At 54.9% G+C, this 15090-nt stretch carries 9 protein-coding genes and 1 pseudogene; 5 read left to right on the top strand and 5 right to left on the bottom strand.

The genetic code is table 11. From position 1 onward, the window contains the following. Nucleotides 1-282: 282 nt before the first annotated feature. Nucleotides 283-462 (bottom strand): AlpA family transcriptional regulator, encoded by a 180-nt coding sequence (locus Q9451_RS05875; RefSeq protein ID WP_023442851.1) that lies wholly within the window; start codon nucleotides 460-462, stop codon nucleotides 283-285. 100 nt (nucleotides 463-562) lie between these two features. Here Q9451_RS05875 and Q9451_RS05870 point away from each other — a divergent pair, with 100 nt between their 5' ends. Continuing rightward, nucleotides 563-1543, top strand: coding sequence for an IS5-like element ISPa26 family transposase (locus Q9451_RS05870; protein ID WP_024086516.1), 981 nt, complete (start codon nucleotides 563-565; stop codon nucleotides 1541-1543). A gap of 174 nt (nucleotides 1544-1717) precedes the next feature. Here Q9451_RS05870 and Q9451_RS05865 read toward each other — a convergent pair whose 3' ends face one another. Further along, nucleotides 1718-2599 carry a hypothetical protein gene (locus tag Q9451_RS05865; protein ID WP_181126771.1) on the bottom strand — a complete coding sequence of 294 codons (882 nt, stop codon included), beginning with the start codon at nucleotides 2597-2599 and terminating at the stop codon, nucleotides 1718-1720. 661 nt (nucleotides 2600-3260) lie between these two features. Here Q9451_RS05865 and Q9451_RS05860 point away from each other — a divergent pair. Further along, a complete protein-coding gene (locus Q9451_RS05860; protein WP_181126772.1) occupies nucleotides 3261-3941 on the top strand; it encodes a hypothetical protein in 681 nt (226 codons plus the stop codon). 1498 nt (nucleotides 3942-5439) lie between these two features. Here Q9451_RS05860 and Q9451_RS05855 read toward each other — a convergent pair. After that, a pseudogene (locus tag Q9451_RS05855) lies at nucleotides 5440-5840 on the bottom strand (transposase); the annotation flags it as partial. Nucleotides 5841-6330: 490 nt separating this feature from the next. Here Q9451_RS05855 and Q9451_RS05850 point away from each other — a divergent pair. Both Q9451_RS05850 and Q9451_RS05845 read left to right on the top strand, forming a co-directional pair. Next, on the top strand, nucleotides 6331-9576 hold the full coding sequence (locus tag Q9451_RS05850; RefSeq protein WP_012274284.1) for a DUF726 domain-containing protein: 3246 nt from the start codon (nucleotides 6331-6333) through the stop codon (nucleotides 9574-9576). Further along, nucleotides 9576-11279 (top strand): LeoA/HP0731 family dynamin-like GTPase, encoded by a 1704-nt coding sequence (locus Q9451_RS05845; protein ID WP_012274285.1) that lies wholly within the window; start codon nucleotides 9576-9578, stop codon nucleotides 11277-11279. Before Q9451_RS05850 ends, Q9451_RS05845 begins: the two co-directional genes overlap by 1 nt. 59 nt (nucleotides 11280-11338) lie before the next feature. On the opposite strand, the gene Q9451_RS05840 is transcribed toward Q9451_RS05845, so the two are convergent. After that, complete coding sequence (locus Q9451_RS05840; protein WP_012274286.1) at nucleotides 11339-11596, bottom strand: hypothetical protein; 258 nt, start codon at nucleotides 11594-11596, stop codon at nucleotides 11339-11341. 119 nt (nucleotides 11597-11715) lie between these two features. Here Q9451_RS05840 and Q9451_RS05835 point away from each other — a divergent pair, with 119 nt between their 5' ends. Then, nucleotides 11716-12591, top strand: a complete 876-nt coding sequence (locus tag Q9451_RS05835; protein ID WP_012274287.1) for a WYL domain-containing protein — start codon at nucleotides 11716-11718, stop codon at nucleotides 12589-12591. Nucleotides 12592-12689: 98 nt separating this feature from the next. On the opposite strand, the gene Q9451_RS05830 is transcribed toward Q9451_RS05835, so the two are convergent. Then, nucleotides 12690-15083: a TonB-dependent siderophore receptor gene (locus Q9451_RS05830; protein ID WP_012274288.1), complete on the bottom strand. Its 2394-nt coding sequence runs from the start codon at nucleotides 15081-15083 to the stop codon at nucleotides 12690-12692. Between the last annotated feature and the right edge of the window lie 7 nt (nucleotides 15084-15090).

The raw sequence follows: 15090 nt of genomic DNA, 5'->3' as shown, positions 1-15090 counted from the left end.
ACCTAATGATTCAATATCAGGCCCTGCATGAGTGATAGGCAGGAGTTATTAAACAGTAGTGCTTAGAACACTAAAGCATACTACCCGCACCGAAAGCTCCAAAAGCATAAACCCTAGAGAAAGTTAAAGCATTCCTGTTCAGAGCCAGAAAAACAACGCCACCAAAAGGTCCGGCAAAAAAACATCATGTCCGGGAGTCAACCGGACATGATGTTTTCATTGAAAGAAAACAAAGCAAACAAGAAGCAGACCAGCTGCCAAGAACAAGCCCATCAAGACCTACTAATTTCGCTCAACTAGCCTAGACTGAATCCAGGAATGAACCTCTGACTCCAACCAGCCAACAGAGCGCCCGCCTAACGAAATAGGCTTCGGAAATATCCCTTCAGCAACGTACTTATACACCGTAGATCGGGCCAGACCAGTAATTTCAATAACCGTTTTCATTCGAAGTATGCGCATGACCAACTCCTCAAATCCGTACACAGGATCTAGGGAAATCCTGAAAAAGACTTCCTGATTTGGCAAAATCCCCGGACACCAATCGCCGAGCTTTTCGATGATGAAACAAATGACCTTCGCCGATGCCGAGTACGCCGGTAAGCGCAAGCAGACCCGCAAGGAGCTGTTCCTGATAGAGATGGATCGGGTCGTACCCTGGGAGGGTTTGATTGCTCTGATCAAACCTCATTACCCAAAGGGCGAAGGGGGCCGTCCAGCCTATCCGCTGATGGCGATGCTGCGGATTCATCTAATGCAGAACTGGTTCGGTTACAGCGATCCGGCGATGGAAGAGGCGCTGTACGAGACGACGATCCTGCGCCAGTTTTCCGGTCTGAGCCTGGAGCGAATCCCGGATGAAACCACCATCCTCAACTTCCGTCGCCTGCTGGAAAAGCATGAGTTGGCCACCGGTATTCTCGGCGTGATCAATGGCTATTTGGGCGACCGTGGCTTGTCACTGCGACAAGGCACCATCGTCGATGCCACTCTGATTCATGCGCCCAGTTCGACCAAGAACAAGGACGGCAAACGCGACCCGGAAATGCATCAGACCAAGAAGGGCAACCAGTATTACTTCGGTGCCAAAGCTCACATTGGTGTCGACGATGAGTCCGGGCTTGTGCACAGCGTGGTGGTCACTGCGGCCAACGTCGCGGACGTAACCCAAGTCGACAAACTGCTGCACGGTGGTGAGAACGTGGTCTGCGCTGATGCGGGCTATACCGGTGTAGAGAAGCGTGAAGAGCATGAGGGGCGCCAAGTCATCTGGCAGATTGCAGCCCGGCGCAGCACTTACAAAAAGCACGGTAACCGCAGCGCGTTATACAAAGCGATACGTAAGATCGAAAGAGCCAAGGCCCAGGTTCGCTCCAAGGTTGAGCATCCATTTCGGGTGATCAAGCGCCAGTTTGGTTATACGAAAGTGCGCTTCCGAGGCTTGGTGAAAAACACTGCTCAGATGGTGACGCTGTTCGCCCTGTCGAACATTTGGATGGCGCGTCGACATTTGCTCTCCAATGCAGGAGAGGTGCGTCCGTGAAGAGTGAAGTGACTGCTGCGAGGTGCTTGCAGCGGCAAAAAAGGCTGAAATAGACGGCAGGTTTGACCGGGATTTGAGCGGCTACCGTTTTTTGAAAGTGTCGATGGCGAAGTAGCCGGAAAACAGGGGCTACTTCAGACCATCCCTAGGAGGCCGGTAAAGAGTTACTGACCATTACTGGCATACAGAGCGATTTACCCCCCGATACCGATAGCGCGTGGGAGTATGAACCTGAAAAAGAAGGCCAAAACGATAACGGTCAATCTCAGGCATCTCCTCCTCACTTGAAAACCTCTCACACGTAGGCTCGCCAAGATTGCTCTCATTCATGACATAGCACTCTCCTGCTCGAAAACTATTACCAGGAACAATCAACAAAGACCGGCCAACAGCAAACCGCCCAAAGTATGTACCGGGCTCAAAACTCGGCAGGATCTGCAACCCGGCAATTTCGTACGCAAAACCCTTAGCACTTAAAACCAAACTCTGCACACGCCGAGCCATCAAAACAGCGACTACATAAACAAACTCAAAAAACAGCTCGCTTCGAAAGCCATCATCCTTGAAATCTCGCCCTGTGCCCGTTCCTTTACTGAAATCTTTCTTGATTCGCAGCTGCAATTCATCATCAGAATTAAACTGACCTAGCTCCAAGGCTTTCCAATGCTTGGACAGTAGCCCTGACGCGTACTCCTCCAATCTAACCTGAAGCGCCCTCGACGAGCTTCTATCCTTGGCTAAAGAAGAAAACAACCCCGCCAGCGCATTAAATCTATCGCTATCAGGCAGTATTCCAGAAAACTTTTTATGCCTCTCGAATTCCAGCCCTTTGCCAAGCCCCGCAGAGCCAATGATGGCTGCAACCTCACTCATCTCCCCCGAATCCCCACTGGATTTCGAGACGAAAGTTAGCACGATCGCTCCCGAACTACCTTTTTGAAAAAACCCATGATGAAAATTAATAAAGTAAACTGACTTTGAAACGCCCAATACAACAGATGTTGCAACCCCCGGAATCACCCCTCTCATGACCCTCAGAGCGATCAGCTTGTGCACCTGGGCCTTTATTCGATCTCGATTCAGACCAGTAGCCTGGGACAGCCTGGATACTCCGATTCCCCGTACAATCCCAAATTGATCGGCGTATAGAAGCAGAGTGGACAGTAGCAACCGATTACAAACACTCAAGCCACCCTTACAATTTTCCGCAGAAGGGTTCAGTACGTGATCAATTCTCGGTCTATTTATCACATTGAGCTTTTTGTTTTCGTCTTCTAACAACCTAGACAACTTACTTGACGCCCGATACCCACTCTTGGGGCGTCCCCGCCCGCAGACGATAGGTGTGCGTATCAAAAGATCTTCGGCCACCAATTCAGCCAGAGCGCTAGATACCACACGATCCGTAGCACCTGAGGCCTTGGCTAACTCCTTAACCCCGATTGTGATCGACTCCCACAACCCGTACAGCTGCACGAACCTTACAAGGACAAACTTCGCCTCAGGGCTGACCCCAGCCAATCCAAGACCCAACAGAACGCAGTGCATCACCCACCCTCACCTCTTAAGGAAGGCAGCCATTAAATCGTAGAATAACACCCTGTTTCAAGCACATGGAGAATAGTCTATGCTACTACGTAACGTCACTCCGTAACGACGCATTAAAAATTACTCTATATAACCTTTAATTTTAATAAGCGCATTAGCGAGGGATTCCTTGGAAAAGGCACAAAATAGACTTGGATGGATAAAAAAAGACAACCAAGACATGCTGAAGTGGGCCATTCGATATTTAAACAATCACAGAGCAAGTATTCCCGAGCAAATCACCTACGACGGGCTTATAAGGGAATCTGAGAAATGGCCTGAAGGCAGTGAGATACGAGAGCTCTTAAAAAAGATGAAAGGCGCCTGGCGCCAAAAGAAACTGAGAGAAAGCCTAAATGGGAAAAAGCCCAGCAACTTTATACTTTCGACTTCAGCAAAGAAATGTCTGGAAAATTTAGCCAAATCAAGACGCAGCACCATAACCGAAACACTGGAGTGGTTAATTAAAAATGGAGTTGAAATAAAAAATCAATACCGCGACCAACTCAACGAGCTAAACAAGTCCCACCGCAAACAACTCGGCGATTATCAAATAGCGGCTATCACTCTCACTGAAAAACTAAGCGAATCTCTAACCGAAAACTGCAAATTAACCCTTCAAATTGAAGCATTAACCCCCACCCCGAAAAGTCTTCCAACCCCACATAAGGACCAGATCGAAAATCTTTTCAGAAAGAAAAAATCAACACTCTTGAAATCAAGTTCAATCATCAAAAGAGACGCCATACGAATACACGAAAGGCAGATACAACCAACAATCCACTACCTTGAGCAGGAGCTGGAGCAATGAATAGCTCCTAAAAATCACCCAATCAGTACTGCAACCGAAAAATCATCGGAAGATAGACCGCGTCCTGCGCTCAGTATTTTATTTCCGTTTGATAGCTAACTGGTTAAGAATTTTAGTTTCGGCATAACAATGCAATTACACCAGCAATCTTAGATATTCTTTACTTACTAAACCGAGGTTTCATACGTCTGAAGATACGACTTGGAGAATCACTAAGACCAAACTTTAGCGTGTCATCCAGCACCTTCTGACGGACTTTTCTAGCCTGGCCACTGGTACCAAATCACCCCCATACTTGGAAAGCACCTCTGCCACAACCAAGTTTTCAGAAGTATTACGTCAGGTCTGTTACGGGAGATACTGCACCGTCACTTTAGGTAGTCTTGGAGAAAGCTCCGCGAGTTCGGCAACACTACTTAGACCCGACTTTTATTCCGTTCAAAACCCTCAAAGACTATCTTTCTATAGACAACCAAGAATACTTAAAAGCTAAAACTCGGTCAAAGCTTTCCAAACCTGCTCTTGATTGATTGGCCACTTCAGCCAAAAAAGATCCAGCACCTGGCCGGCTGGACCGGCGAAAACATCACCAGGTAGCAGCTAGTGAAAGATACAAATTCTTAATACCTCGCAAAGTAAGTACCCTCAGGGTAGCAACTGACCCATCAACATATGCTCGTAAGCGTCAAGAAATTTCATACTAATTGCATGACCAGCTCATTACAGTCGGGCGAAAGCCAACTTGCCGCTACGGATTTAGTTGTCAACCACCAAGGAAATCCTTATGAAACCAAAATAAAAAATCAATAACGCTTTATAACTCATGATCATAGCGTCGGCCATGTAAGCCCAAGACTGCATCACCTGACAAAACTAGGCGAGATATCTAGCCTGATTATAACTTGTCCGGATTTTGCTCCTCTCGGCATGCGCCAATTCACGCTCGATCACGTCCGAGCGAGATTCCATCTAGTTGAGCATGGTCCAGGCTCTGGCGCGAATGTCATGGGCTGAAAAGCCGATGCGGTCCTTACCCATGCGTTCGGGTCCTCGACTCAATGTCGTTGCTGTCATGCACTCATCCGACTTGCGATAATAAGGAAATAGCAACCGATGCGCTCCGTATAGGTGAGAAGCTCACGTAGAAACTCGACCGCCGGAAGACGCAATTCGACAGGATCCAGATCAAATCCCACCACTCCGCCCTGCAGAGTTCTACTGTGCGAACAAAGATGAAAGCATCATATGCAGCACAATCCACGTAGTCTTGTACAAGCCGTTCGGCCTGTCTGCTGTGTGACGGACGGACACCCCAGAAAATCAGTGACCTAGTATTTCTCGCTCATTGCGCACATCAGCCAGTCCGATCTCTCGGGATGCCTCGATCAACTTGCTGCGCAGTGACGGCAAGTCGTAATCTGCTCGGCACGCAGCGCTATTTGCTGAAAACAGCCTGACGCAGCGTGCGTCGAGGGCGTTTTCTGCCCGGTTCTCCGTATTAAGCGCGTGACTCGCCCATACTCATCAGGTGTTTTCGAGCCATCCGCAGGTTCGACAGAGCGAACAGGGTGGTCAACTGAGCCGTGTTTTTCATCAGCCCGCGAAAGCGTACTTTCACGTATCCAAACTGGCGCTTGATCATCCGAAACGGGTGCTCGACCTTGGCGCGCGTTTGGGCTTTGAGATACTCGATTTTACGCTTGGCCTTGTAGATCAGACCGCGCTTGTTGAGCTTGGAATAGGTGCCGCGCCGGGCAGCGATCTGCCAGATCACCTTACGACTTTTGTGCTCCTCGCGCTTCTCGACTCCGGTATATCCGGCGTCCGCGTACACCGCGTTTTCGTCGCATGCAGCAGCTCTGCGACCTGGGTGACGTCAGCTACATTCGCGGACGTACCCTAGGTAAGCGGTTGTGAAGGAACGATCTAGCAATAGCACCGTGTCAGCCCCCCAAGGACCAAGCAAATCCTATCGGCATTCCAAATGGCATTCCAACAAAAAAATCAAACCGATATTTTGTTTTATAATCAATAGCTTATGACTTCTGTTCAGATTACCCCGGCCCAGCGAATAATCCTGGCCCCCGCCTTCAACGTAAACCACACGCAACAACATCCCTAACCCCCCGCCACCATCCCCCCTGCCGCGTCGCCCCCTTACAAACACCCTCCACCACAATGGCAATCAGCCATCAAAACAAGGTAAATTCGCCACATAAATGACGTCAACAATCGCCCGTCCCACGCCCACAAGGAAGTAGCGATGCCCAATCCCAGGGAGTCTCTCCTCAAACACCTCCCCCAGCCGTATCCAACTGCGAGGCCCCCATCCCCCTGCCCTCCAAGCCCGCTGCTCAAAACGCAGCCCGTCCACGGATAGGAAGCCCTCATGCCCCACCCCTTCCATTTCCAGAGTGCGCGGTCTGCCGGCGCCACCGCCACAGAAGCCAACATCTTCATCCACGGCTACAGCGCGGGCCACAGCGATGAAGACAAGCAGTTCTTGCTCGACCGAATCCCCGAGCAACTGAAGCACTACACCAATATCTTCGCGTTCTGGCCTTCGAACCACATCTTTCGGTTCGACAAGTCCTCAGCCTGGAAACTTGCTACGGCAGGCCTGAGCGCCGGCGCAGCGTTCACCGGCGCTCCCATGGGGTCGCTGAGCCTTGTGGGCTCGCTGGCCAAGGACCGGATGGGCAACTTCACCCAGGCCCGCGCACGTGCCGAAAGCATGGGCGCGGTTTTGCTCGACCAGCTTCAGGCGTACCTGCTAAACAACCATCCACAGATCAAGACCATCAACCTGATCGGCCACTCGCTCGGCGGCCGACTGGTCATCAGCAGCCTTAAACACTTTTCGAACAGGCAACAACTGGCCATCAACGATGTGCTGCTGATGGCCGCGGCCGTTGAGGTCACAGCCCTCGAGGCCCGCGAGATGCGGGGGCTGCTCCAGGGGCGACTGATCAATGCCTATTCGAAGGCGGACAAGACTCTGCTGCTGAACGTGGGGGAAACCTGCCTGGGGCGGAACGAGGTCGAACACTTCGAGAGCATCGAGATGGACGACTTCGGCCATACCGATTACTGGGAGCGGCTGCCCGAGGTGCTGACTAAATCACGCTTCAAAACGTGCTTACCGCCCTCACCCGAGCCTGCTCAACCCACCGCTCAACCCAAAAAACCAACCCGCGCCCCCACGCAACCCGCCGAAGCAAAGTCGATGAAACTTGAACTGAACAGCCCACGTGACGTTTATCAGCAAATCAACGATGAACTGTCACTGATCATCGCAGAGCTGAGAAACCCCGCAGACGACGAAACGTTGAACCTGGCTCGCGAAGAGGCACTCCAGCGCCTCAGTGAGCACCGCACAGCCCTGTACATGCGCCTCGCCGAACTGGAGAAGAACGCCGAGTGGAACACATTCACCATTGCCTTCTATGGTGAAACCGGCGCGGGCAAATCCACGCTTATCGAAACCTTGCGCATTCTGCTTCAGGAGCCCGGTAAACGGGCCAGCCAACAAGCTTTTCGCAAACTGCGCGAACAATATGGGGTGACTGAAGATAATCTGCAGCGGCTGCAGCAGGACATCGAGCAAGCCGAAGCGCGCCTTGGCGAATTGACGCAGCAGTTAACTGCCACCCTGCAGCAGTTCGAGCTGCCGTTCAACGAGGCCCGCAGCGCCCTCGACCAGGCCAACACGCAATCCAACGGGCTGTCTCAACGGCTTGGCACTGCACTTGAACAACACGAGCAAGCACACAGGGACGCCCTTGCGGCCGTTACCCGCCTGCATACGCTGCTCGCCACTCGCAAAAACACCGCCTCCCTCTGGCAGACGCTCATGAGCCTGTTCCGGAAATTGCCGGAAGAAGTCGAGCTGAATGCAGCCACCGCGTCGCTGACTGAGACCACTCAAGCACGCGATAGCGCGGCGGCGGCCTTGAACGCCGAACAGCAGAGGTCGAACCATGAGCGCTTGGCCCTGGAGCAGCGGTTAGGCGAGGTGACAACGGCACGCGACCAAGCCTGTTCGGCGCTTGCCAGCCAACAGGCACAGGTCACGCAGCAACAGCAGGCGCTCGTCCAGCAGCGCCTGGAGAATGAAAGCCAGCTGGCAGACCTGGTGGCGCAGCTGCAGCGTCATGCTGATGGTGAAATCATCGGTGACGGGCGGCCCGACCACACACGAGAGACACAGCGCTACGACTTCGAGCTGGACGGCCAGCCATTTGCGCTATTGGATGTACCGGGCATCGAGGGCAAGGAAGGCTTGGTACTCGACCAGATAGAACGTGCCGTGCAAACCGCTCACGCCGTGTTCTATGTCACCAACCAGCCGGCACCACCGCAAACGGGCGATGGGCAGCACCAAGGCACGCTGGAGAAAATCAAACAGCACCTGGGGGCGCAAACCGAAGTCTGGACCATTTTCAACAAGAAGATCTCCAACCCCAAGCACTCTCTGGGTAACCGTCCGCTGACCTCCGACGACGAAAACATCAGCCTTGCCGGGCTGAATGAGAAGATGAGCGAGCAGCTTGGCAAACACTATCAGGAGGTGTTCGCGCTGAGCGCGCTGCCGGCATTCCTCGCCTCGACCGACCACCTTGCACCCGGCTCGCAGAATGCCAAACGTCGCAGCAAAGCACTCGAGGACTTCGGCGCCGACGAGTTGCTGGAAAAATCCCGCCTGCGGGCCTTCCTGCAGATGCTCAGCGATCGGTTGATCCTTAACGGCAAAGCCAAGATCGTGCGGGCCAACTTCAACAAGGCGAACGATGCGCTCAACCAGACCACCACGACGCTCTCAGGCGTGCAGCAAACGTTAAGCGCGCTGTCGAGGAAGCTGTCTCAGGAAGAGCAAAGTGCCAAAAGCCAGCTGAACAGCAGTTTCCAGGCGCTGAAAAAGCGGCTGGAAGCCTGTGGCGAAACCTTGATCGATGACTTCGCCAGCAACGTGCGCAACAGCGTTTACAAACAGATTGAAGCCAATATCAGTAACGACACTTTCAAAAGCACCCTGACCAAGGAGCTTGAAAGCCAGCAAGCACTGCTGGGCAAACAACTGCCCGAGGCGGTGAACGCAGAGGTCGGCAAGTTCCAAAAGGCGGCCGAAGCTATTCTCAAACGCTTTGAAGAGCATGCCCAGGAGCTGACCGCAAGTTACGCGAAGCTCGGCAGCATGCGTTTCAATGAGCATTTCAAGCTCAACATTAAAATCGATAACGGCATCAACGTGATGGGCCTGTTGGCCAGCCTTGCGGGGATCGCCGCTGCACCGTTCACTGGCGGCGCCAGCCTCTGGTTCGTCGGTGCCTCGGTACTGGCCGCACTGGTCTCGGTCAGCAAAGCCCTTATTGGTGCGTTCAGCTCAAGCTACAAAATGTCACAACAACGCCAGGCCCTGGAAAATAACCTGCGCAGCGCTGCCGAGCAATTGCGCGAAACGCTGCATTCCAGCCTGGCGGCTGCCCTTGACGATATGCAGGACACGATCGAACAACTTGACCTTGCCCTGGAGGCACCGGCCAAACAAGCAGCCAACCAGGTAGACACGCTGTCACGTTCGACTAACCGGCTGAAAATCCTCTCCCGCCAAATTGAAATCGCAGGAAACCTGTAATGGAAAACACCCTTAAGACATTCAAGGCCCAACAGGCGAGCGCATTGACGTTGCTTGACCGGCTGCAAGGCTTTCTCGGGCAGGGCGCGCAGGCCGGCATACCGATTGATCCTGCATTGATCGGCAAATTGCAGAATGTGATCAACAGTTTGTCAGGTGAAAAACTCAAGGTCGCGCTGATTGGCGGCTTCTCTGAAGGCAAGACTTCGATCGCGGCGGCCTGGATGGAAAAGCTGGACAGGTCCAGCATGAAGATCAGCCACCAGGAGTCTTCCAATGAGGTGAAGGTCTACGAGGTCGGCGAAGACTTCGTGCTAATCGATACCCCCGGGCTGTTCGGTTTCAAGCAACAGGAAAATACAGAAACGCACACCCTCGAGAAGTACAAGGACATCACCAAGAAGTACGTGAGCGAAGCGCACTTGGTGCTGTACGTGATGAACTCGACCAACCCCATCAAGGAAAGCCACAAGGATGACCTGACCTGGTTGTTCCGCACCCTGGACCTCCTGCCCCGCACCGTGTTCGTCCTCAGCCGCTTCGACGAAGTGGCCGATGTAGAGGACGAACAGGACTACCAATCCAACTTGCAAGTCAAGCGCGACAACGTGGCAGGTCGGCTTCGTGAACAAATCGGGCTGAGCGACCAAGAGGTCGCCGAACTGTCCATCGTCGCCGTGGCCGCAAACCCTTTCGACTTGGGTGTCGAGCACTGGCTAGCCAACCTTGAGCAATTCAAGGCGCTGTCGCACATCGCTACGTTGCAGACGGCTACCACTGGCAAGATCAAGCAGAACGGTGGCAGCGCCGCGCTGGCCAACGAAATGCGCGTCAGCGTCATCCGTGACGTGCTCAACAACCAATTGCCTGTGGCCATCGAGAACGATGAGAAGGTCGCATTGGAGGTTGCCAGGCTTGATGAACTCAACAACCGCTTGGTCAATCAGCTGGCAGTGACCGGGCAGCAAATCGAGGAGGCACGCATCAGCCTGCGCGCCTTCGCCACGCGCTATTTCTCTGACTTGATCATTCAAGCCAAAGGCTCCAGCCTGGAAACCTTCGGTGACTTTTTCGAGCGTGAGGTTGGCGCTGAAGGCATTATCGTCTCCACCCGTCTGCAGAACGAGTTCAGCCGCCAGACCCAGTCGATCACGCTTGAGGTCGAGAAGATGCAAGTGGGCTTCGACAGCGAGGTCAACCACTTCAATACCACCGTCAAGGCACTGGGCAAGCAAGGCATCAACCATCTGCTCAAGGGCAACCTGATCAATAACACCACGGTACTGGCCGCACGCGATGGCCTCACGACGATTGCCAAGACGGTAGGCATGGATATCGGCAAGTATCTGAAGTTCAAGCCATGGGGCGCCGTGAAGTTCGCCAAAGGTGCCAACGGGGCCCTCGCCTTCATCGGCGTGGCGCTTGAAGCCTGGGACAGCTGGGAACAATACAAGCGCGAAGAAGCGTTCAAGAAGTCTGTTGCGGAGATTGTCAGCAACTTCGAACAGCAGCGTCAGGACTTCCTGGACCTGGTGAACTCCGAAACCTTCAAAGAAAAGTTCTTCCCCGACTACCTGCAGCTCAATACTCGTCGACAAGAACTTCAGGCCAACGTGGATGAAAGCCGCGTGCGTCAGCAGCGCTTCCAGGCATGGCGCGACGAAGCTGAAGCCATCGATGCAGAATTCAAAAGGTTGAACTAACCCGGTTCAGGTGCCCGCTGCGCAAGGCAGCGGGCGCTTGGCGAGAGCGTTGCCAAGCACTAATCCACAACCGGCACCACCCCCTGCAACAACTCCACCTTGCGCCGCAACTGCCCCACATGTTCCCGCTCCGCCCGCAACGCCGCCCTCAGCTCGCGGTTCTCCATCTCCCAAATCTGCAACCAGCGCAAATCCTTCTGGCAGTGCTCCACCTTCTTGCCCAGCTCGCCCAGCCTCAACCCCTGCTGAATCAGCACCAGCAAGATGATCCCCATCGCCACCAAGGCACCCGTCGCAACCACTTCCGGCATCGTCATGCTCATGTCCTTTGCTACCTTCGGAGCGTTCCGAAGACGAACCAAAGATATGTAATGCAAAACTACACGTCTAGAATGTAGACTTATACAGGTAAAGTAATCGCGCACATGGAGAGGGTATGAAACGCAAGCAATCCATCGAGCAGGTACGCTGGGACCTGGCACTTCGCTATCGTTTGATCGAAACCGTTGCCTGGTGGGAAGGCCGGCTGACCACGGGCCACCTGATGCAGAGCTTTGGCATCAGCCGCCAGCAGGCGTCGAAGGACATCAATACCTACATCACCGAACATGCGCCCGAAAACTTGACGTATGACAAGCAGATCAAGGGCTATGTACCGAGCGAGCAGTTCGAGCCGCTGTTCATCGATAACAGCGCCAGCGCCTATCTGCACCTGCTCTACCAGAACAACGAACGGGCGCCGCACATCGACGGGTTGGCACTGGCCTACGCGCACACCCGTGTACTGGAGGTGCCTGACCGCCCCATTCGGCCAGAGGTGCTGCGCCCATTGCTCAAGGCTTGCCGTGAAGGCCTGCGCCTGGAAACCGAATACGTGTCCTTCAACACCCCCAACGTCGAGGTGCGCCTGATCGCCCCGCACACGCTGGTGTACACCGGCATGCGCTGGCACGTGCGGGCCTACTGCGAAAAGAACGGCCAATACCGCGACTTCGTCCTCAGCCGCCTGCGTGGGCAGCCAGACTTGCTCGACGCGTCGCCGAACACGCGTGAGCAGGATGAAGACTGGAATGTCGAGGTGCCGGTCATCTTCGCGCCTGATGGGCGGTTGAACACGGCGCAGCAGGCAATCATCGAAACCGACTTCGGCATGACCGATGGCCAATTGGTGGTGCCTAGCCGCAGGGCATTGGTGAAGTATGTGTTGCAGCGGTATCAAATCGACCACCGCAACATGGCGATACTGCCCGAGGCCCAGCAACTGGTGGTGAGCAACCTCCAGGAACTGCAACCGTGGTTGATGAAGTACTGACGCAGGGCGCTTGCTCTAGCTGCAACGCGTCATGTGTTGTTCTGTGGGAGCGGGCTTGCCCGCGAACACGGGCGAAGCCCGTGCCAGCCCGCCCCACCTCACCAGCTGTAACTCAACTTGGCCGTCACTTCGCGCCCCGGGTTGTAGTAGTTCGCCGTCCCCGACCCAACCACATGTTGCTCGTCGAACAGGTTGCTGACATTCAGCGCCAGGTCGGTCCCCTTGGCGATCTTGTAGTTCAGCGCCGCGTCGAACAGTGTTGTGCCGTCGCTCTTCTTGGTGTTGGCAGCATCCATGTAGTAGGCACCCACGTACCGCGCGCCCAGACCCACGCTCACATCCGTGCCCGGTACGTCGTAATAGCTCCACAGCGATGCGGTGTGCTTCGGTGCAGTGGCAAATTCATTGCCCTTGAGCGAGTCGCCGTTCCACAACGACCCGCGCAGCACCTCGGACTCCATGTAGGAGTAAGCACCGATCACGCTGATGTCTTGCGTGACTTGCGCCTTGGCTTCCAGATCCAGACCGCGCACGCGTGACTCGCCCACTGTCTGCTGCTCGATGATGCCGCTTGGCAGCACCACGGCAATGGTCACGTTCTCCTGGGTCAGGTCGTAAACGGCAGCCGAGAACAGTGCGTCCATGCCCAAGGGCGAATACTTCACGCCCACTTCATACTGCCTGCCCGTTTGCGGCGTAACGCCAACTTGCGGGGGTGATACGGACTCCACCATGCTCACATAGGTAGAGACTTCATCGTTGACGATATAGGTCAGTGCCGCGCGATAAGAGGTTTCGGAGAAGTTGTCCTTTTCCGTCTGCTCGCCACCGATGTACTCCTTGCTGGACAGGTCCATCGAGTCATTACGCACGCCTGCGGTGGCGATGACGCGGTCAAAGAACGACAGGTTCTGCTGCAGGAACACCGCCTTGGTGGTGGCATCATTCTTCTTGCGGGTATAGGGCGTGATGCCGCCTGGCACGCCGGTGAATACCGGGTTGGCGATGTCGATGGAAGGCGCCAAGCCGTAGACCGAACTCTGCTTGGTCGTCGAGTCGAGGTACTCCACGCCCACCAGGGTGCTGCTGTCGATATGCTCGAATTGGGCATCGTACTGCAGCATCAGGTTGCCATTGAGCTGATCGGCATCACTGTCGGTGCCGAAGATGTAGCGTGGAATCGTAGTGCCGACACGCGAGGTGCTGTCGCTCAGGTACGCGTAGCCAAAGTCATCGCTCAGCTCGCTGTAACGCAGGTTGCTGCGCAATACGAAGCCATTGTCGAAGTCGTGGGTGATGTTGCCGCTGAGGCTGGTGCGCTCCACATTGTGGAAGTTGTAGCTGGGCTCGCCATAGAAATCGCTGCGGTCGTATTCCTTGTCCAGCGGGTAGCCGCCACTGTTCGGCGAGCTATCGGTTTTCAGGTAGTCGAGCACCATGGTGGCCGAGGTGAAGTCGGTGGGCGCCCAGGTCAGGCCGCCCATCACGAACCGGTTGTCGTCCTGGGAGTGGTCGTACTCGCGGTCGCTGTTCTGCATCTTGGCCGTGAAGCGGCCGGCCAGGGTTTGTTCGTCGTTCAGGGCATCGCCTACATCGATACCGGTTTCGGCATGGTTGTAGGAGCCGTAGGTCACGTAGCCCTGGCCAAACTTCTCGAAGCGCGGTTGCTTGGTCACGAAGTTGACCGAGCCACCTGGGTCTGCCGGGCCGAACAGCGTGGAGTTGGCACCACGCAGAATTTCTATGCGCTCGTAGGCGTAAGGGTCTTCACGCACACCGCGCATCGAACTGAGGGTCAGGCCGTCACGGTAGGTGGTGGCCTGAAAGCCGCGGATCAGGAAGTAATCGTTGCGGTCGTCCGAACCGTAGTAGTCGCTGACCACGCCGGGGGTGTACTGCAGCGCCTCTTCGGTTGTGCTGACGCTGCGCTGCTGCATTTCCTTGTTGGTCACCACAGACACGGAGGCTGGCGTGTTGAGGATGCTGGTCGCCACCTTGCCGCCTACCCACAGCTCCTTGGCAACCACCGAGTTGCTGTCTTCGTCGGCGCTGGCTTTGACCTTGGCATTGATGATGACGGGCGCCAGGCGGTAGTCCTCGGTCGCCCCCAGCTCCAGCGGGCCGGCAGGCTTGGGCTGCGGTACCACCAGATAAGCACTGGGGCCTTGCTGCTGCGCCTGAAGCTCGGTCCCCTGCAACAACTGCGAGAGTGCCGCCGACATGCCCAGCGTACCTTGCACACCTGCCGTGTTGCGGTCGGCTATGCGCTGCGCGTCGAAGGACAGGCTAATGCCCGCCTGGCGTGCAAAGCGGTCAAGCGCCGGCGCCAGTGGGCCGCCAGGAATGTTCCATTGCTGCGCCTGGTTGCTGTGTTCAGCAGTTGCAGATTGCGCAAGGGCAGGCAGCGCACAGCTACTGACAACCAGGCCCAGGAAAGCACCGTGCACAGCACGACTCAATGGGTGGCGCTGTGGAACCGGGGTCGAACTCATTTTTCTC

This window comes from Pseudomonas sp. NY8896, from assembly GCF_039634505.1.
The sequence above is the reverse complement of the archived record's forward strand: the minus strand, read 5'-3'. Positions and strand labels throughout refer to the sequence as shown.